Origin of the sequence: Paenibacillus sp. 1781tsa1, from assembly GCF_024159265.1 — a bacterium.
Lineage (GTDB): Bacteria > Bacillota > Bacilli > Paenibacillales > Paenibacillaceae > Paenibacillus.
This window is the reverse complement of the sequence record NZ_JAMYWY010000001.1, coordinates 2,803,553-2,823,690: the sequence shown is the minus strand read 5'-3', so window position 1 is coordinate 2,823,690 and position 20,138 is coordinate 2,803,553. Positions and strand designations below refer to the sequence as shown.

General features: G+C 48.0%; 18 protein-coding genes. 9 read left to right on the top strand and 9 right to left on the bottom strand.

All coding sequences use genetic code 11. From position 1 onward, the window contains the following. Nucleotides 1–168 precede the first annotated feature (168 nt). Genes NKT06_RS12790 through mnhG form a run of 6 tightly spaced genes read left to right on the top strand, consistent with a single transcriptional unit; the run spans nucleotide 169 to nucleotide 6,077 of the window. Nucleotides 169–3,123: a Na+/H+ antiporter subunit A gene (locus NKT06_RS12790; protein WP_253442518.1), complete on the top strand. Its 2,955-nt coding sequence runs from the start codon at nucleotides 169–171 to the stop codon at nucleotides 3,121–3,123. A gap of 1 nt (nucleotide 3,124) precedes the next feature. Then, nucleotides 3,125–3,463, top strand: coding sequence for a Na(+)/H(+) antiporter subunit C (locus tag NKT06_RS12785; protein ID WP_036670645.1), 339 nt, complete (start codon nucleotides 3,125–3,127; stop codon nucleotides 3,461–3,463). Then, on the top strand, nucleotides 3,456–4,934 hold the full coding sequence (locus NKT06_RS12780; RefSeq protein ID WP_253434567.1) for a Na+/H+ antiporter subunit D: 1,479 nt from the start codon (nucleotides 3,456–3,458) through the stop codon (nucleotides 4,932–4,934). The genes NKT06_RS12785 and NKT06_RS12780 overlap by 8 nt, the downstream gene beginning before the upstream one ends. Nucleotides 4,935–4,940: 6 nt before the next feature. After that, the gene (locus NKT06_RS12775; protein ID WP_036608718.1) at nucleotides 4,941–5,417 is read left to right on the top strand and encodes a Na+/H+ antiporter subunit E; all 477 of its coding nucleotides are present in this window, start codon (nucleotides 4,941–4,943) and stop codon (nucleotides 5,415–5,417) included. Further along, a complete protein-coding gene (locus tag NKT06_RS12770) occupies nucleotides 5,417–5,701 on the top strand; it encodes a Na(+)/H(+) antiporter subunit F1 (protein WP_017688855.1) in 285 nt (94 codons plus the stop codon). Before NKT06_RS12775 ends, NKT06_RS12770 begins: the two co-directional genes overlap by 1 nt. Continuing rightward, the gene (mnhG, locus tag NKT06_RS12765) at nucleotides 5,685–6,077 is read left to right on the top strand and encodes a monovalent cation/H(+) antiporter subunit G (RefSeq protein ID WP_076249568.1); all 393 of its coding nucleotides are present in this window, start codon (nucleotides 5,685–5,687) and stop codon (nucleotides 6,075–6,077) included. Before NKT06_RS12770 ends, mnhG begins: the two co-directional genes overlap by 17 nt. 135 nt (nucleotides 6,078–6,212) lie before the next feature. On the opposite strand, the gene NKT06_RS12760 is transcribed toward mnhG, so the two are convergent. The 6 genes from NKT06_RS12760 to NKT06_RS12735 form a co-directional block, all read right to left on the bottom strand. Continuing rightward, the gene (locus NKT06_RS12760) at nucleotides 6,213–7,328 is read right to left on the bottom strand and encodes a rhamnogalacturonan acetylesterase (RefSeq protein ID WP_301290341.1); all 1,116 of its coding nucleotides are present in this window, start codon (nucleotides 7,326–7,328) and stop codon (nucleotides 6,213–6,215) included. 108 nt (nucleotides 7,329–7,436) lie between these two features. Continuing rightward, entirely contained in the window at nucleotides 7,437–8,456 is a 1,020-nt protein-coding gene (locus tag NKT06_RS12755) for a dienelactone hydrolase family protein (RefSeq protein WP_253434562.1), read from the bottom strand. A 189-nt stretch (nucleotides 8,457–8,645) separates the two neighbouring features. Further along, a complete protein-coding gene (locus NKT06_RS12750) occupies nucleotides 8,646–10,892 on the bottom strand; it encodes an MMPL family transporter (RefSeq protein ID WP_253434559.1) in 2,247 nt (748 codons plus the stop codon). A 108-nt stretch (nucleotides 10,893–11,000) separates the two neighbouring features. Then, nucleotides 11,001–12,155: a type III polyketide synthase gene (locus tag NKT06_RS12745; RefSeq protein WP_253434557.1), complete on the bottom strand. Its 1,155-nt coding sequence runs from the start codon at nucleotides 12,153–12,155 to the stop codon at nucleotides 11,001–11,003. 242 nt (nucleotides 12,156–12,397) lie between these two features. Then, nucleotides 12,398–13,018 carry a flavin reductase family protein gene (locus NKT06_RS12740; RefSeq protein ID WP_253434555.1) on the bottom strand — a complete coding sequence of 207 codons (621 nt, stop codon included), beginning with the start codon at nucleotides 13,016–13,018 and terminating at the stop codon, nucleotides 12,398–12,400. 166 nt (nucleotides 13,019–13,184) lie between these two features. Beyond that, nucleotides 13,185–14,138 (bottom strand): iron-hydroxamate ABC transporter substrate-binding protein, encoded by a 954-nt coding sequence (locus NKT06_RS12735; RefSeq protein WP_253434552.1) that lies wholly within the window; start codon nucleotides 14,136–14,138, stop codon nucleotides 13,185–13,187. 288 nt (nucleotides 14,139–14,426) lie between these two features. Between NKT06_RS12735 and NKT06_RS12730 the strand changes: the two genes are divergently transcribed. Next, nucleotides 14,427–15,035 (top strand): hypothetical protein, encoded by a 609-nt coding sequence (locus tag NKT06_RS12730; protein ID WP_253434550.1) that lies wholly within the window; start codon nucleotides 14,427–14,429, stop codon nucleotides 15,033–15,035. A gap of 92 nt (nucleotides 15,036–15,127) precedes the next feature. On the opposite strand, the gene NKT06_RS12725 is transcribed toward NKT06_RS12730, so the two are convergent. Further along, the gene (locus NKT06_RS12725; protein ID WP_253434547.1) at nucleotides 15,128–16,354 is read right to left on the bottom strand and encodes a multidrug effflux MFS transporter; all 1,227 of its coding nucleotides are present in this window, start codon (nucleotides 16,352–16,354) and stop codon (nucleotides 15,128–15,130) included. A gap of 6 nt (nucleotides 16,355–16,360) precedes the next feature. Continuing rightward, on the bottom strand, nucleotides 16,361–17,104 hold the full coding sequence (locus NKT06_RS12720) for a GTP pyrophosphokinase (RefSeq protein ID WP_062834047.1): 744 nt from the start codon (nucleotides 17,102–17,104) through the stop codon (nucleotides 16,361–16,363). Nucleotides 17,105–17,349: 245 nt separating this feature from the next. Between NKT06_RS12720 and NKT06_RS12715 the strand changes: the two genes are divergently transcribed. Beyond that, nucleotides 17,350–18,228, top strand: a complete 879-nt coding sequence (locus tag NKT06_RS12715) for an alpha/beta hydrolase family protein (RefSeq protein WP_483311572.1) — start codon at nucleotides 17,350–17,352, stop codon at nucleotides 18,226–18,228. An 84-nt stretch (nucleotides 18,229–18,312) separates the two neighbouring features. Further along, complete coding sequence (locus NKT06_RS12710; protein WP_253434542.1) at nucleotides 18,313–19,032, top strand: YoaK family protein; 720 nt, start codon at nucleotides 18,313–18,315, stop codon at nucleotides 19,030–19,032. A gap of 104 nt (nucleotides 19,033–19,136) precedes the next feature. On the opposite strand, the gene NKT06_RS12705 is transcribed toward NKT06_RS12710, so the two are convergent. Beyond that, nucleotides 19,137–20,033, bottom strand: a complete 897-nt coding sequence (locus NKT06_RS12705; RefSeq protein ID WP_253434539.1) for a LysR family transcriptional regulator — start codon at nucleotides 20,031–20,033, stop codon at nucleotides 19,137–19,139. Nucleotides 20,034–20,138 lie beyond the last annotated feature (105 nt).

Below are 20,138 nucleotides of genomic sequence, written 5' to 3'. Positions count from 1 at the left end.
CAATAATTACTGAAATCTTCACCGTGTTTCTTCCATTCAAAGAATAGACACGATTCTGTATATACATACTTGGGTTATGAATATAGAGAGCAAGCATATCCTTTGAGGATTATGCGCCTGTATGTCACAGAGAGAGTAGTCGAAATTCTAAACATTGGGGGTGTAATGTTGAGCCTGCTTCATGTTGCTGTTATTCTGCCTTTTGCCGCTGGCATTCTCCTTGCCGTGCTGCATCGTTTCTTCCGTAAAATTCATCTGGGATGGCCGGTTCTTCTTGTTCCGGCACTATTATTTGTATACTTTGCGAGCCTCATACCCGCTGTGTCACAGCGCAATACCGTATCCGGTAATATCCCATGGATTCCTTCACTGGACATTGGATTTAACCTGTACCTGGACGGTCTGAGCCTCATGCTGACACTGCTAATCACCGGAATCGGTGTCCTCGTTGTTCTCTACTCCATCTTCTACATGGATATGAAAGAAGCGTTAAACCGCTTCTACCTGTATCTGTTGATGTTCATGGGAGCCATGTTGGGCGTGGTGCTGTCTGATAATATGATCGTGCTCTACGGATTCTGGGAATTGACCAGTATTACGTCATTCCTGTTGATCGCATTTCATTACAAACGTAAAGCCTCGACTTCAGGAGCACAAAAATCATTCCTGATTACGGTATTTGGCGGTTTCGCCATGCTTACCGGATTCATGATGATGTATCTCATTACCGGAACTTTCAGTATTCGTGCGACTATTGCAGGTTTGGGACAGTTTCAGGAGAGCGCCCTATTTCTGCCAGCGCTTGTCTTGATCCTGATTGGGGCTTTCACCAAGTCAGCCCAATTTCCGTTCCATATCTGGTTGCCGGATGCCATGGAAGCTCCGACACCTGTCAGTGCCTACCTGCATTCAGCCACGATGGTCAAGGCCGGACTGTATGTTGTGGCCCGGTTTACACCGATCTTCGGTGGACAGGGACTCTGGTTCTGGCTCGTTACCGGCGTTGGTCTTCTGACTTTGTGTTATGGATCATTCCTGGCGGTGAAAAAAAACGATCTCAAAGCGATTCTCGCCTATTCGACCATCTCTCAACTTGGTCTGATCATGTCCCTTTTAGGGGTTGGATCTGCTGCTCTCTACTTCGGATATGGCGAATCCTCTGCGATGTACACCGTGGCAATAACCGCTGCGCTGCTTCACCTGTTTAATCATGCGACATTCAAAGCCGCTCTGTTCATGGTTGTAGGCATTGTCGATCATGAAACGGGTACACGAGACATCCGAAAGCTCGGTGGACTTGCTTCATTCATGCCAATTACATTCACCGTAGCATTGATCGGATCACTTGCTATGGCGGGTATACCACCGTTCAACGGATTCCTAAGCAAGGAGTTATTCTTCCAGGCGATGGTTGAAGTCACGCATCTGCGAATCTTTGGACTTGGGTCCTGGAGTGTTCTATTGCCGGTATTGGCTTGGCTTGCAAGTGTGTTTACCCTGATCTATGCGCTTATTATCGTGTTCAAAACATTCCTCGGTCGTAGCCGAAGCGAGATCCCTGCCGAGAAGTTGCACGAAGCGCCCGCTGGTATGCTCATTCCGCCTGTTGTTCTAGGTGTTCTTGTCGTCGTATTCGGACTCTTCCCGAATCTGCTGGCCGGATCACTGATTGAACCGGCCATGGCCGCGGTGCTTCCATCCCTCTTAGATGGGAATGAGCGCTTCGATGTACATTTCTCCCTGTGGCATGGATGGACTCCGGAACTGATTATGACGATCGGAGTTGTGATTCTCGGAATCACCCTCTACAAGCTGTTGCCACGATGGAGGAATATTTATGAGCACTATCCGCAAGGATTAACGATTAACAATATGTACCATGTTGTACTGGATAATCTTCAGCATTATGCACGCAAATGGACGGAAGCCTATATGAATGGCTCGGTTCGTAATTATCTGGTTTACATTTTCTCATTCACGGTCGCCTTGTTGGTCTATGCCTTCTTCCGTTCAGGTGAAAATATAACATGGAATCTGCAGGGCAATGCACCTTTCTCATTTTATGAGGTCGTTCTGCTAGTCACCCTCATCGGTGCTGCGGTTTCAATTCCTTTTGCCAAAAACAGACTGTCGGCAGTCATTATGACGGGTGCGGTTGGTTACATCGTAACCCTGCTGTTTGTACTCTTTCGGGCGCCGGATCTGGCATTGACACAGATGATTGTCGAGACCGTATCGGTTGCATTGTTCCTGCTCTGCTTCTACCATCTGCCTGAATTGCAACGTGGCAAATCAAGCCGCAGTTATCTCACGGTAAATATGATCGTAGCAATTGCAGTCGGTGTTGTGATGACCTTTGTTGCACTAGCTGCAAGCGGAACAGCATCACTGGACAGCATTTCTACCTTTTTCCTTCAGGAAGCGTATGAGTCTGCTGGTGGTAAAAATGTCGTGAACGTATTGTTGGTTGATTTCCGTGGCTTCGATACATTATTGGAGATAATGGTGCTTGGTGTTGCTTCATTATCCATCTACTCCATGATTAATCTGAACCTCGAAGCAAAAGATCTCGGAGCTCGCTTGAAGTTCCGTAAGAAGGACGAAATTCAGGAGTCCGAACCTGCTCTGGATGATGAAGCGGACAATACGAAAAAGTATGGTAACCGGGAACGGAGCTCATCCTCATGGGATACTGTACCTTTGCAGAGTAATGATGTATTGCTGCAAACAACCACCAAGGTCGTTGTGTTCATCATTCTGACATTTGCCATGCACCTGTTCTTCGCAGGACACCACAATCCGGGCGGAGGTTTTATCGGCGGCTTGGTAACAGCGGCAGCGCTCGTATTGATTGCCCTGGCATTCAGTACGGATACGATACGCAAAGCGTTACCCGTTGACTTCCGTGTTCTCACAGGGATCGGATTGGGTATAGCGTTACTGACAGGTGCAGGTTCATTTATATTCGGAGTTCCGTTCCTAAGCCAAACCTTCGGTTATTTCGAACTTCCTTTGCTGGGAGAGACAGAACTCGCCACGGCTATGCTGTTTGATCTTGGCGTGTATCTCGCTGTCCTGGGTGTCACCATGACCATCATTCTACAGATCGGGGAGGATCGCTGATATGGAAATATTGATGTGTGTAGCCGTTGGCATTCTGTTTGCGGTTGCCGTCTTTTTAATCTTGTCGCGGAGCCTGCTCCGAATCGTACTTGGCATGTCCATACTAACCCATGGTGTGCATCTGCTTTTAATCACCATGTCACGTCTCAAAACAGGGGCACCACCCCTGCTTGGGGAGATGGCTGAACGTTATGTCGATCCTCTTCCTCAGGCTTTAATACTAACTTCAATTGTAATTAATTTTGGACTCACTGCGTTCTTCTTTGTTCTCTCCTATCGTTCTTATCTGAAGTTGAAAACAGACGATATGGAAGAAGTAAGGGGGCGCCCATATGAATAATCTCGTCGTTCTGCCGATTCTATTGCCTTTGATTACAGGTGTTCTGGCTTTACTCTTTTTCCGAAAAACAAATATCCAGCGGATCATTAGTGTCATCGGACTTTTGTTTACAGCAGCGGTCTCAACGATACTCATTACTCGTGTAACTCAAACTGGAGTGCTAACGCTTAATATGGGCGGATGGGCACCTCCCTATGGTATTGTGCTAGTTGCTGACATGGTGTCTGCGTTGCTTGTTGTTGCTGCTTCCATCATTGCGCTGGCTTGTCTGCTGTATGCTTTCCGCAGTGTAAACAAGGAGAGAGAAGAACATCATTTCTATCCGTTCTTTCATTTTCTGATTGCAGGAGTTAATGGTTCGTTCCTAACCGGAGATTTGTTCAATTTGTTTGTCAGCTTTGAACTGATGCTCATCTCTTCCTATGCACTGATTGTATTGGGAGGTACGGAAAGACAGCTCCGTGAAACGATCAAATATGTCTTGATTAACATCGTTTCTTCAGCCCTGTTCGTCGCTTCCATTGGCTTCCTCTACTCCATTACTGGCACACTGAACATGGCAGACTTGTCCGTGAAAATTGCTGAAGTGGGACAGAGCGGAGTCATTACCTTAATTGCCGTCCTCTTCCTGATCGTATTTAGCATCAAGGCCGGACTGTTCCTGTTCTTCTGGCTGTCGGGCTCTTATGCGGCACCACCTGCTGTCGTCACTGCATTGTTCGCAGGATTGCTCACCAAGGTTGGCTTGTACGCCATTGTGCGAACATTCACACTGATCTTCTATCATGATCCTGATTTCTTCCATACCCTGATCGGATGGATGGCTGGTGCAACAATGGTTCTTGGTGTCATCGGTGCGATCTCGTACCGCGATGTGAACAAAATTCTCATCTACAACGTGGTCGCAGGTGTCGGTTTTGTCGCTTTTGGTATGGCTTCAGCCAGTCGCCCTGCGCTGGAAGGTCTGCTCTTCTACATGTTGCATGACATGTTGATCAAAACATTGCTCTTCCTGCTCGGCGGTGCCTTGATCGCTGTGGCCGGAACATCCAAACTCGACAACATGGGCGGGCTGATCCATCGCTATCCGCTGCTCGGCTGGATGTTCTTTATTAGCGCACTTGCCTTGGCAGGCTTACCTCCATTCAGTGGTTTTCCAGGGAAGTTGCTTCTCTTTGAAGGTGGCTTGCAAGCAGGCTTATATGGTCTGACCGGCATTGCGGTGCTTTCGAGCTTGTTGATGTTATATTCGGTACTTCGCATCTTCATACAAGCGTTCTGGGGCGAAGCGCCAGCCGGGGTTGCCAGACGCCCATACGCGGTGAACGGCCTGCTGATTCCTGCCGGAATTCTGTTTGTATTCATCATCGTAATGGGTGTGGGGGCTGAAGGCATGTTCCAATTGACCTCCCGCGCAGGCGATATTCTACTGCATCCCAATATTTATATTGATGCCGTATTGAAGGAGTAGATGTCTATGGCCTTTCAGATTGTACTGAATCTTATCATTGCTTTTGTATGGATGTTTCTGAACAACGCCTGGAATGGTGTTGGTTTTCTCATAGGTTACCTGCTCGGACTGCTGCTCATCGGGGGAATGCGCAGATTCTTCCCCCAGCGCTTCTATATTGTTCGAGTCTGGGCCATCTTCAAACTGATTACATTGCTGTTCAAGGAACTGGTGCGAGCCAGCATTGAGGTTATACGCCAGATTATCAAGCCCAAGCTCGACATAAGGCCCGGTATTTTTACGTATAAAACTCAATTGTCCTCGGATTGGGAGGTCACCCTGCTCTGCCTGCTTATTTCATTAACACCAGGTTCTCTGCCACTTGAGATCTCGGGTAATCAACGCAAACTGTTTATCCACGCGCTGGATATCAAGGATGAACAGAAAATGAGAGATGATATTCAAAATACATTCGAAAAAGCAATTATGGAGGTGACGCGTTAATGTTATCCTCACTGTTGTTCATCTCATTGCTCATTCTCTCTTTAGCCATACTAGGGTGCTTGTACAGGGTGCTTCGGGGACCATCCATGGCCGATCGGATTACAGCATTGGATACCATTGGTATCAATGTGATTGCGATCGTTGCCGTTCTGTCGATGATGCTGCAAACCCAGGCCTATCTGGATATCATCTTGCTGATTGGCATTCTGGCTTTTCTAAGTACAGTGGCATTTGCACGTTATATTGAACGGGGGGCGGTATTCAAAAATGATGGAGATCGTTAAGGTGACCGCTGAAACAGCTATAGGTTTGCTCGTACTGCTTGGTGCATTACTTAGTGCCCTGAGTGCGTTCGGACTTATTCGTCTGCCCGATGTATATCTGCGAGCCCATGCCGCAACCAAAAGTATGACATTGGGAGTGTTCTGTGTACTAAGCGCTACGTTTTTCTACTTCTGGTACTTCGATAACTATATCAGTGCCCGCTTGTTGCTAGGTATCCTGTTTGTATTCATCACGGCTCCGGTCGCCGGACATCTGAACGGACGGGCTGCCTATCGGACAGATGTACCGCTCTGGGAGCAGAGCGTTCAAGATGAACTGGAACCCTTGTTAAAAGGTAAAAAGGTGAACCATGAAGCCAAAGACATGATGGAGTAATCCTCCATCTCAGGCATAGCGAATACCCCCGAGAATCAGCCGCCCGTTTCGCGGATTGTTCCCGGGGGTATTTTTTTATTTTTCACACACAGATCATATCAAATCCGGATCATGCAGAGCCGATTAAATTGCACGTCAGAATCCACTAAGTCCCTGTCTTCTCAGATCCGCAGCCACAATACGTGCAAGCTCCGCAGCCCCTTGACGATTCGGATGCAGACTATCCCCTGTCATATACAGAGCAAGTGTTGCCGCAGGACCAATAGACGTGAAATAGGCAGAACTCAGCTTGTTCAGTTCAACAAGGGTAACCCCCTCTTCCTGAGCGAGTGCACGTGTGGATTGATTGTACCAGCGGTTCTCCGCTTGATGTACATTGGCTGTATTAAAGTCTGTTGCCCGGCCCTGGGGCGTGGAGAGGATGACCGTTGCTCCTTTGTTCTTCGCCTGACGCACCATATCCCGCATGATCTCTTTGAACTGCGCCTCCGTTGTATTGTTCTTGGCATTGGTATCGTTAATTCCGAATTGCAAAATAAAATAGTCTCCCGGCTTGATATACTTGAGAATGGCCTCCATCTGACCATCATCGCGGAATCCTCTCGCAAACTGACCACTTGATGCCATATTGCGAACCTGGAAGGTAGCGTTGTTCACATAAGACGGTAACAGCTGTCCCCACCCTCCTTGTACACTGCTGCCAAGCGGATAGTAATTGCAAACCGTTGAGTCACCACCGATGTAAATCGTGCGGTTGGTTACGGTCTGATTGGATATCTTTCGGATCTCGAGTGCGCTGAGTGTAAATGCAGTACCTGCCTTTCCCTCCGTAATAAGCAGATTGAGTTGCCCGTCAGTTATTGGAATTTGAAATTGATCCGTCGCCCCGTTACCCGTCATGTTGATGATCTGGTACACCCCTTCTGCCGCCACACTTGCTCTGGCTGTATTGCCCAGAACCACTTTGACCTCATATAGGCCATTGGACAGGTTCACATTGAAGGTATTGTTGCTCTTCGTGCCAAACGTCAGAAACTGTACGGCGTCACTCATCACTCCGCTTCCAGAGGCAGACACATTTCGCATATTGGCAGGTGTGTTGAATCCATAACCTTTGGTAGCCGTGTAGGCATCTCCTGCGGACACGCCTGTGTAACCGCTCTCAACAGGACCCGAACCAAAATCAAATCTGTAATTGTCCGTTGCTGCCTCCGCGACTTGCCCTCCACTGCTTCCCAGACCGATGCCCATCCCACTTGCAAACAAAACAAGGCAGAGCAAAAACTTTACCGATGCTGACCATTTCATCACTGAATTCTCCTCTCGAATTAGAATTAAATTGGTGCATGATCCACAACTTCACAGAACTCGATCAAGCCAGTCATAGGCCTTTGCTCCGCTAATCTCATGTCCACCTGTAAAGAAATCCGCGTCCAGTGATTCTGATGCTCCCGCCTGCTCATATATGTGTGTCAAACGCGCATACGCCTCTCTTGCTGTCTGGATCGGGAACACCTGGTCATCACTTCCGGCTTCAATAAAGAGTGGTCTAGGTACAATCAGGCCGATGATATCCGGCAACTCCGCTTCACGCAGGATACCTGGCACATAGTTGTCCAGACAATGGTTCCGATCCAGTATGCTGCCCTGGAATGTACTTGCATAACCACTTACTACAGCTGCACGGAAGCGTTCATCCAACGCGGCTGTAAATGCGGTCACCAACCCACCGCCCGAAATACCCATGCTTCCAATTCGCTCCGAATCCACTTCTGGCCGGGTCGATACATAATCCAGTACACGTGTTGTCTCATACACCCTATGACCGGCGAGGGTCTTCCCCACCATGAGCAGATGCGCAGCAATCTTCGTACAGGAACTTGCTCCTGGTGGCGCATCGCGGTCCTCTTCCAATCTTCGATCACCAAATCCGAGCAACTCTGGAGCCGCAACCACATATCCACGCTTTACAAACGCTACTGCAAAGTCCTTGTGTAATCCGGGCTCTCCTGTCCGTGGTGACCCATCCGGTTCCATGCCCGATATCTCCCGGCTACCGTAGCCATGCCCATGACAAGCAACGATAGCAGGTCTCTTTGTACCAATAACGCTTCCATCACCTGGAATTAATAAATAGACAGGCATGCGAAGTCCTGCATAGGTTGTGATTTCGATCCGCTCCCGGATATACCCGTCACATGTAATGCGCTCCAGTAAGACAGGATTCAGTGCTGCTACCATTGTTGGAAAACCGCCCAGCCGTTCTTTCAAGCGGGTACGTAACTGACTGCGCCATAACTCCAGAGGTTGATCTGCCTGATACGCGGAACGACCACGGAGATTCGTTTGTTGTTGTAAATAGGCTTCAATATCCGACATGGGCCTGTGTCCCTCCTGCTTTTCGTAGAATAACGTAGATGAAAGACTGTCATATGGAATTAATTCCATCCATTATAGAACATTGATGTAACCCGTGAATTGAACATGTTTGCCTGTTTTGAATAGAATCATACGATTTCTAGCCAAAAAGGGTATCTCCAACCTGAAGACAGGTTACGGAAATACCCTTCATTTGATCTGACCTGGCAGCCACCAATTCCACCTGCCCATCAATCTCATCAACGCAGGTACCAATATTAGGCGGATCAATGTAACGTCAATCAAAACCGCTGCCGTGATTCCGATCCCTAACTGCCTCACACCTGCAACTTCAGCAAAAGCAAACGGCACGGTCACCGCAAGCAGAATTGCCGCTGCGGAAGTAACCAGACGACCTGTAGAAGCCAATCCCTGTTGGACAGCCACATCACTGTCTCCGGTTTGTCTATACACTTCCTGAATACGGCTTAGCATAAACACCCCGTAATCCATGGATATGCCAAACACCAATCCTGCAATGAATACAGGAATCATAATGGCAATGGCTGATTGCTCCATGCCCAGATGTCCTTCATTAAACACCCACACCAATATGCCAAATGAAGCGGCTAAACTGAGCAGATTCATCACAATGGCCTTGATTGGAATGAGTAGAGATCGGAATGCCGCCAGTAACACAAGATAATTGGATACCACTACAAATACCAGCACTTTGGGCAGTTGATTGGTAACTTCCTGCATGATTTCAACCTGCTTGGCAGCTTCCCCACCATAACGTAATTTTACGTTGTTCGAACCTAGTGCATGATCGTTATTCCTCATTCGTTCCAGCCAGTCTGCGACCTGCTCCGATCCAGGCTCCCCATGCACGGTGGCTACCAATCGTATTGAATGATCAGAGACTGTTGAACGCAGCCATGCCATCCTTGTTGACTCCTTGCCTTCTATGGCAGAAGTCAGTGACGACGGTGGAATTCTAAAAAGGCTTTGTGAGCCATTCTGTTCCGGCTGTAATAGGCCCCATGGTGAAACAATGCTCAATACGTCCGAGTCCTGGAGTAATTGACGTGCTTTGTTGTGGGCCATCTGCCAGTGTGAGGCAGTCAACCGTTCCTGCTGTCCGCCAATCACGATCTCGATGGTGGAGGTATTTTTTTGACCATAATCATGCTGCAACAGCTCTGCTGCCTGGCGGGACTCCATTCTGGCTGGCAGTGAAGAGGCATCCGGGACGGACAGTTCCAGCCGGGTCACTGGATAGACACACGTGAGCAGCATAACCGTACCTCCGATTGCCATGCTGACTGGTCGTTTCATGACCATTGCTGACCATCTGTGCCACACTGAGCCTCGAGGTAACAAATGTACTGAATTTTGCCTGAAGACCCGATCCGCAGACAGTGACAGTAGTGCTGGCAGCAGCGTAACATTTAACAGTAGCGATAGGAGCAGAACAATGACTGCCCCCAAGGAGACACTCAGAAACATCGGCAGCCTGATCCAGAGTAGACCCAGCAGCCCAAGGAGTACGCAAGCTGCCGAGAACAACACTGCTCTGCCTGCTGTACGTAATGTTCGCTGAAGAATCTCGCTTCGCAAAACCTCGCTCTGCATATCCAGGCTGCTGCCCGTAACGTTAGCTTTGCCTTCATCTTCGTAGTCCCGCTGAACTTCTTCCCTGTACCTGCTCAGAATGATCAGGGCAAAATCTATACTGAGTGCCATACCCACCATGGGAATGACGTTGATGATGAAGTTGGACAGTTCCAGATGATAACCAAGGAGCGTTGTGGCTCCCATAGCGGTAATCACAGCACTGATGCCCATCATAACAGCAATCAATGCGGCATATAGACCCCTGAAAGCGAAGCACAGAACGATTAGGGCAATCGGCAGCCCCACCATCTCTGCCCGTTCCAGGTCACGAAAGCTCAGATGATTCACATCCTGTTGTACGACGGCCTTGCCGGTCAGTTGGACCGTACCCGGACCGTCTGTAGCCAGCACGGCGCGCAACTGCTCAATCGGAGGACCCATCTGATGCGGGGGCACATCCATCTTCACAAGGGCATATGCCCTGTGATCTTGCAGCGTCAGATTTTCGCTAGCATCCGGAGGGAACGTGATAGAGGTTACGGCAGGCAACACTTGAACCTGTGTCAGACGTTCCCTGATCCACTGACGGAACTCTAACGGCGAGGTACTTTCCTTTTTCTCAAAAACCAGAATAACCGGATTAGCAGGAGAAGCGAATTCATCCTCCAGAACAAGCTCAACCGCTTGCGCATCCCCGTGAACCCATTTCAATCCGTGGTCCTGGACAATGTCAGGCAATCTCCACGCCCAGACCGCTGACATCCCGATGATAAATACCCAGCAGAGAATAATGAACCGTGGATATCGGCTGATGAAGGCAGCAAGTCTGCGATAAGCCATACCTAAGCTCCTCTGCGATCAGATTAGTCATTCGATTACGTTCATCGGTAAGATCGTACGCACATCCGACCACTTGCGGTGCATGTCTCCTTCACTCGGATTCGCGAACTAATGGATGCCATGCTTAACAGGCGTTCTGTTCGCCATGGGGACAGGAATGTATGTAAAAGGAAGTAATTCTGCGGTCAGTCCAGGTCCAAAGGCAAGCGCTATTCCACTCGAATGATCTTCTTTCTGTCTGTAATCCTCGCGGATGGCTTGAAGTACAAAGAGAATCGTCACAGACGATAGGTTGCCATAATCCCGCAGGATGTTACGACTGTATGAGACCTGCTCATCTGTCAACTGATACAACTTCTGAACGGCATCCACGATGCCTCTGCCTCCCGGATGGATCGCCCATATTTCAGGTAGACTGCCCCCTTCAAGCAGCCGCTCAACCTCTGGCCCGAGATGCAAACCAAGCAGCTTCGGAATCTGTGGTGACAGGTAGAGGTCAAAGCCTGTATTGCCCACTTCCCAGATCATTTCTTCTGTACAATCCGGGAGCAGCGTTGAGTATCCACGGCCTAGTCGAAAACATTCATTGCGGTCTGTCCCAGACGCACCAATAACACAGGCAGAGGCACCATCACCAAAGAACGATGCAGCATACAGGTCGTCCCGTTTGGCAGATGGCTGAAAATGAAGAGTGCACAGCTCCACACACACAATGAGAACCGTAGCCTTCTGATCTGTCGTTACAATGGAATTCGCCAGTTGTATCGCCTTCAGACCCGCTGCACATCCTTGAAACACCAGGGGAATCCGGTTGATCTGCGGTGACAGTTCAAGCTGCTGGATCAGCCGAACATCAAGTCCGGGCAGGAATTGCCCCGTGCAACTCACCGTAATGAGATGTGTAATTTCCGAGGAGGATACGTCTGCATCCTGAAGCGCCTGTTCGGCCGCCTCCAGACCAAGGGGAACAGCAGCAGCTTTGTATTTGCCCATACGCTCGGATGTAGTCGGAACTTCCTCCCTACTAGTGAAAGGTAAATATCGGCAAGAATCCACAGGCTCAAGCAGATTCGGTTCACACGTATACCGAGTCTCTACACCGCACTGATTAAAGATTCGTTTCGCCCATCTTCTCGCATCCGGCTCATGCTCCAGCGCCTGTGCGAGACGGGCAGACACATCCTTTTGCTCAATACGGTGGGCTGGCCACGCCGTTCCTATACCCATAATACTTGCCCCTGTAGTTTCCTCAAGCTGATTCATCGGCTTAACCTCCCTATATAGTCTTGTCCTTCGTAATCAAAAGTGTGCTTTTTAATCAACCTGTATATCAAATAGGTTCATATAGAAATGTGCAGGATATAGTACAAGTCTATTCACTCCCTGTCCCGTTTATGTTCATATCACAACGAAAGGCGGACAACCTATGCGAGTTTCGCATGTGTTGTCCGCCTTTATCTACAGGGTTAAACCCTTTCACAAATTACATATAGGATCTTTCATAACTATTCAGGCCGAATTATGGTGAATCTCTCTCCGAGCTTGGCATAATCATTACCCGCAAGTCGGCTGACTGGTTTCAAATGATCCATCAGGATGTACCCCTTGTCCGGATTATAGACCTCTTCTCTGAAATGATACTGCACTATGCGTACCAGCAACAGATCACTCATCGGTTTGCCATCATCGTTGGTAATGGGAATGTGCTGATACAGCTCACACTCCATCCGAATTAGTGCTTCCTTTATTCCTGGCACGGCGACCTTTGTACTTGGCACTGTAGTCAGTTTCGTCCGCTCAAGCTCACTTTCATGGGGTTCAAGGATAGCTGCTGTCTCATTTACTTCTGCTATGATTGCTTCATCACATATATGCACGACCAGCTCTTTATGAGCAAGTACATTACGTGCAGTATCTTTCATCATGCCGTCTTTACGTGCAACGGATATGGATAACAGCGGTGGGTCCGAACTAACCACATTGAAGAAACTGAAAGGCGCTGCATTGATCACATCATTCTCATCTGAACGTGTCGTCACAAAAGCAATAGGACGTGGTACCACCGAACCACTCATCAGTTTATAGTTGTCTCTTCCCGTTATTTCACGTGGATCCAATGAATACATATGTAATATCCCCTTCCCTGCTCGTGTAAAAAGTGTCCATTTCACTTCAAGACACGATCACACACTCATATTTATTATATAACGTAAAATGCTGAATTAACAAAAAAACTCCCTGGTGCCTATTGCACCAGGAAGTAGGAACATGCTTTTTCATATCGACGAATTCTTATTTAACAATGCTGTTCTGAATGTCCTCCATAATTTGGAGGTTCGCTTGAACTCCACTGTACAACCAGCTGCTGGACCTAGTGAATTCAAACAAGTTGCCATTTTTCACAGCCGGGATACTTTGCCACACTGGATCTTTCAGTGCTTCCGCCCCAGTACCTTCATCACTATTCACAAAGAACAAGTAGTCGACATCCATTTCCGCCAGCTTCTCCAAAGAGATGGATGACCAGTTACCTGTTGCATTGGCAGAGATTTCTTTTACAACTTCAGGCTCTTGAAGTCCAAGCTCTTTGTACATTACTTCTCCACTTGATACATTGTCACTTACAATAAAGAACTTGCCGCTAACCAACCAAATGGCCGCTGCTGATTTTGTTCCACCTGTAACGTTGTTGATCTTTTCCTTGATTTCTGTAGCTTTAACTTCGTAATCATCCAGCGCTTTTTGGGCTTCAGCACTCTTATTCAATACTTCCCCGATTTTTAACAGTGTTTTGCGCCAGTCACTATTGATCTCATCACCAAGTACATAGGTAGGTGCAATCTTACTATACTGTTCGTATTTTTCTCCTTCAACCATACTTTGAGAACCAATAATAATCAGATCCGGGTTAAAGCTTGTTACCGCTTCAAAAGGCAGATCAAAAGCAATCGTCGGGATACCATTCAGATCTTTTTGCAGATATTCCTGAATTCCGTTGGCTACCGACCACTGGGCAACTGGCTTAACACCTAGTGTTACCAGATTGTCTTCCAGATAAGACGCGATGACACGCTCCGGGTTAGCGGGGATGGTTACTTTGTGTCCCATAGCATCTGTTAAAGTGCGCTCTGTAGCCGCTTCTGTTTGCGTTTCTGTCTCGGTTGTTGTGTCGTTCTCTGCCGGCTTCGCTCCACATGCTGCTAACCAGATGGACATGACCATCACCGTAATCAAAAGTGTAATCATCTTTCTATTTCTCTTAAACAATTTATTATCCCCTTTCAATATGAAAACGTTAGTCGGCGTGATTGTGACAGATATCTACGTTCAAAAAATGATACTATTATTGATACATATAATATCCGTATGTACATTTGTCCGAGTCCATTGACAATGATAATTGTTATCAGTCCAGTTGTCAATTCGATTATGTCCCGAGTGGATCATATAAAATCTTCTTGACGGGATTCACCTATAGGCGAATGCCGCCATATGCTGAATGCAGAATACGACGACAGGAAGGATGTTCTGTACATGTATTACGAATATAACCCTTATATAAGTTATGGAGAAGACCGCTCCTATCAATTGCCTCCACTGTTCCCAGGAGGCGGGGGTGGCGGCATACCGGGTGGTCAGACGTATCCGGGTACACCTGGCGGTCAAGGCTCCTATCCTCCATTCATTCCAGGCGGAGGATCAGGTCCATATATCCCTGGAGGCATTCCGGGGACAATCCCGGGTACAGCACCGGGCGTGCCTGCGCAACTGGCACAAGGCAATCTGTCGACACTGCTTAGTGCCTATCCTCGCCCAGTAGGTCAGCCTCCGGCAGAGATGATTTTTCTGTATAACCTGATCAAAAGCAGCCCGGGTCTGCTTCCGCTCTTCCTCCAGCAACAGCCGCAAAGTCTTACTCAAGCTGTGCAATTTGCACAGACGGGTGCAGCGGCACCTCGAGAAAACGAAGAACGTGCACTGCCCAACTTTTGCTACAACCGGTGGTCTCTTGTCTTCACATACAATGATGTGTACCTGATGTGGCCCGCCATCAATCTGTTTGGTTTTGTGGTGGGCTACTTCTATCCATTTCTCACGCCAGGAATTCTGTCCAATACACAAATTTTGTTTGCGCTCTGCTAGACTTGTCCTTGCCTACAACAAGAGCCCCGCTTGGAAGCATGATTCCTTCCAATTGAGGCTCTTTTTCGTTCTGTTAACCAGATTCGGTTCATTTAACTCAACGCCTGACGCTTCCTGCCCCTACTGACCATTAGGAAGTAAATCACCAAAGCACCGAGGTCAGCACACGCGATAACGATTCCCATTGGCACTGCTGTGCCTTCTCCTCCGAGACCTACGAGTGGAGCAACGATACCACCGAACAGGAACGTCATCACACCAATAAGCGCAGACGCACTGCCTGCAGACTTCTCCTGATTGGCCATTGCCAGGGCGAAGGACGCAGTATTGACCAGCCCGACACTGGATACCACCAAAAATAATGGAATCAGTACAGAGATTAGATTACCTTCAGCCAGAATGGCGATGAGCAGTGATGTTCCTCCCAGCGCCGCGGTTAACAGCCCCGCGATTAACAGGCGGGTTTCAGATACCTTACCTGCAAGTCTGCCGGCAACCTGACTGGCCAGAATAATACCAAGCCCGTTTATGGCAAAACACATACTAAACATTTGCGGGGATACCCCGTATATTTTCTGAAGCACAAACGGTGAACCGGATATGTAGGCAAACATGCCAGCCGCTACGAAACCCTGAGTCAACGCATAACCCATAAACTGACGATCGCCTGCGATTTGGCGAAACGTAATCAACGTCTGTTTCAATCCCCCGCTTGATCTGCGGTTGGAGGGCAATGTCTCTCCAAGACCGAAAATAACAGCCAACAGTGTCAGGATACCGATGAGGCTAAGCAAAATAAATACGCCCCGCCATGACGTATATGTCAACAATTGTCCACCAATGATCGGTGCTGCAATCGGGGCTACGCCGTTAATCAGCATTAACAGGGAGAAGAACCGTGTCAGTTCCGGGCCCGAATATACGTCTCTGACGATTGCCCGTGAGATGACGATCCCTGCCGCTCCGGCTACACCCTGAATGAACCGTAGCACAACAAAAGAGCCCATCGTAGGGCTGACCAGGCAGAGTATGGAAGCTATAGTATAGAGCACAAGTCCTGCAATGAGCGGTGTTCGCCGACCACGTACATCACTTAGAGGTCCGGCAAGCAGCTGCCCCACCGCAAGTCCAATCATACACGCCGTCAGACTGAGTTGAGCATATGAGGTCGATGAACCGAACTCATCAGCCAGCGTGGGTAATGCGGGTAAATACATATCCAGGGACAACGGCCCGAAGGCCGACAGCGTCCCCAGAATTAAAGCCATCCGTACACGGGATGTGGAATTCGTGTTCAATGAAGCTATAGTACTTTTCATCGAGGACTACTCCCCGCTTCCCAGCAGCTTGAGCAGGTTGGACGGCAGTGTGAACTGTTGGTTGTTAATAATGATACGGCGCAGTTCTTCTTCATCCCGTTCGTTCTCAGCGTCTTTAATCTCCTGAATTTCCCGGTGAAGTCGTTCCATCTGTTGATCCAGCGCATTTGCAGAATCTGCCGCACTCTTTAACTCTCTCGTCAAATGCTCGGGAACATCCTTATTGTATTTATAAAAAATCTTATGCTCCAGACTCGCCCAGAAATCCATCGCAATTGTACGGATCTGAATCTCCACACATGCTCGTTCCTCGCCATTGGACATGTATACAGGCACTTCCACCAGAAGGTGAAGGCTCTGATAGCCATTTGGCTTCGGATTCTCGATGTAGTCTTTGACCTCCAGTACACGCAGATCACTCTGGTTGCACAGCATATCCTTAATGCGATAGATGTCCGAGATAAAGGAACATGTAATCCGTACCCCGGCGATATCCTTGATATTTTGCTTGATGCTCTCAAACGTTAACTCATGATTTTTACGGAACATCTTGTTCATAATGCTCTCAGGAGATTTCAGTCTGGACTTTGTATGCTCAATTGGACTGTAATCATGCAGAGACTGGAATTCTTCCTTCAATACTTCAATCTTGGTCTCCATTTGATCCAGAGCAAATTTATAGATCATCATAAATCTCGTAATTTCATATTTAAATTTCTTGAATTGATCGATTGGATGTGGAGCGTTCATCATGGCTTTCTCCCTTTCTTTCTGCACACTAAAGTTAGTTTTATGAATATGAGGACAAGCGGTCAATCCACATGTCTCCTGAACCATTATAAATCATCTGAAGCCAATAAACGAATTTCTCACCTTCGGGGTGGCGATTTAGCCTGGAAGGTATGGGAAATGATTTTACGAGCATCATATAGAAGCATCCCTGTCATTGGGCCGTTCATTACTAATAAAAGAGGTGGATCTCCCTGCTCTATCAAGTGACGTATTCATCCGATACACTCCGGGTTAAAGCATATTTATTCCTGCCACGAGGTTGTTCATTACGTGATATCACGACATATGAATCTTCTTATCCCCGCTCTGTCTCATCTACCTTTCCGGACTTCACTTCCACACTTAAGTCTCTACATCTGCAACCGCTCGCCAGCTACTACCCTGCTGCAAAAACACATGATATCGCACATACACAAGAACAGTGGCCGGTGCTGATCTATTGTCGCGGCGGACTTGGCAGCTATGGCGGGGTAAATACCGTTTGGCTTGAGCAGTTTGTACACAAAGGTTATATTGTGTTCGCCCCATCCTATCGTGGCAACGAAGGTGGTGAAGGTCGTGACGAGTATGGCGGGAAAGATGTCGAAGATGTGCATGCCGCATACCGGTTGATGCAGCGTTTACCTTTTGCCGACTCGACTCGAATATCGTTAATGGGGTTCTCCCGTGGGGCCATAAATGCTGTACATACGGCAACTGCCTACAATGAGGGACCAGATAAAGTACATAAATTGGTTCTTTGGAGTGGTGTTTCCGATGTGGAACGCACTTACCAGGAGCGAACCGACCTGAGGCGCACATTGAAACGGGTCCTAGGTGGTTCCCCACGCGCAGCTCCGGAAGCTTATCTCGCCCGTTCTCCCTTATCCAAAGCGAACAAACTGTCTTGTCCGGTGCTGATCATGCATGGTACATCAGATACACAGGTGAATTATAGCCACGGAACCCGAATGTATCATTGGCTTAAGCGCCGAGGTGCAAACGTCACATTCCACGCTTATGGCGGGCAGGATCATCATTTTCACGAGAAAATACATGAGTCAGCGGTAAACAATATGTTTGATTGGCTCGCTGCACCTTAGCCAGCGCTAAGAATTTCATTTTGAAGACACATAGGATATGGCTGTATACTGGAAGGGCTACGTTTTTTTGAAAGGACGGATAGAATGAATCAAAGCACCCTCCAAAAATACGCCATGCTGCTTCTCTGTATGTCTGCCGGAATGGTGGATGTGATCGGATATCTGGGACTGGGGCATGTGCTGACAGCCAACATGACGGGAAATATTGTTTTATTGGGTATTGCCATTGCCCGTGCTCAGGAATTTGTTGTGCTCCGCTCATTGCTTGCGCTCATTGGTTTTATTGCGGGCAATGCCATTGCAGCGCATATGGTTGGACCTGTGCAGACCAAAAATGGCTGGTCTTCTAAGGTCACCGCCGTATTTACGGTTGAAAGCATATTGCTCCTCTTGTTTGCGATCGCCATGATTAGTCCATTTTCAGAACAACTGTCCTATCTGTTAATTGTCATCCTAGCCGTTGCCATGGGAATGCAAACAACTGCGGCACGTCGAATTGGAATTGCTGGCATCTCAACAACTGTGCTAACCAATAATCTGGCCGCTGTGGTTGAGGACACCGTGAGCATCCTTAAAAGACTGCGACATGCTAATATCCGATCGTTAGCCACAGCCCTGTCTACAGACGCCTACCTTCGTGCAGGTGCTGTTGTCATCTATTTGGTCGGTGTCATTGCAGCCGCACTGCTATTCCACCACGTACCCATGATCGCAGTCTGGATTCCTGTCCTGATCATTGGCGGCGTAACCTTGTACGCCCGGTTGCATGCATGGGGAAGGTCACAGCAAAGTGAAGGCCAATAGTTGAAGAAGCAACCTATTCATTTTTAAAAGGTTGTTCAAAAGTCCGCTTTAGGGTACTGAAAACATGTCTTTTTGAACACGTACTTTAAGTACAATCGCACTATTTATTTCATCAAAGACGCTTCTTGCCGAATAAACTTGACCAGATGCTGTGCAGCAGGTGACAACACTTCCCCTGCTCGTGTACATACGGCAACCGTATTTCTCAGCTGTACTCCTCGAACGAACACACGTGCTAGCTTACCTTGCCGCACATCTTCCTTCACAACCAAAGAAGATATAAAGTTGGCCCCATAACCTGCCTTCACCGCACTGATCGTTTCATTCAGCCCGTTGAACTGAAGCGCAATGCGGGGAGCGGCCAGGTTATTGGTTGTGCATAGGGATACGAGTCGCTCACGAGTAGCACTGCCTTCTTCGCGCATGATGAACGGTTCTGCCATCATCTCATGCAGCTCGATTTCTTTTCCCGCATACGGATGGTCTGGATGCACAACAAACCACATCTCATCGTCAAACAATTCGTCCCATTGGACACCCACATGTGTAATACCACTCCCACCATACACTGCAATCTCTGCCTCATAGCGAAGTAACTGGTCAAATGCCATCCGGGTGTTGGTTGTGCTCACAACAATCTCCACATCCTCGTGCATTTGCTTGAACCGCGCAATCCAGCTTGGCAACAGAAAATTTGAAGGCAAATAGGTTGCTGTAAGACGTATCAGTCCTTTCTTACCCTCCCGAAAATCCTGCACAAAATTCTCGACATCCTGCTCCAGCAAGAATAGACGTTCTGCATAACCAGTTAACTGTATCCCGGCATCCGTAAGCACCAGTCTTCTCCCCTCCGAAACAAAAAGCTGAATTCCCAATTCACGTTCAAACTTTTTCACCTGGGAAGATACAGCAGGCTGACTAATGTTCAGTTCCTCTGCGGCACGAGTGACCCCGCCATATCTCACGATGGCATGAAATAATCGTAATCCATGCAGATTCATGTGTTACACCTCTTCCACGTCAAATACATAACTTAAATTTATAATAACATACATAATATATATTTTATTTATACTTCTGCTCCATCTATAGTTGAATTATGAAAT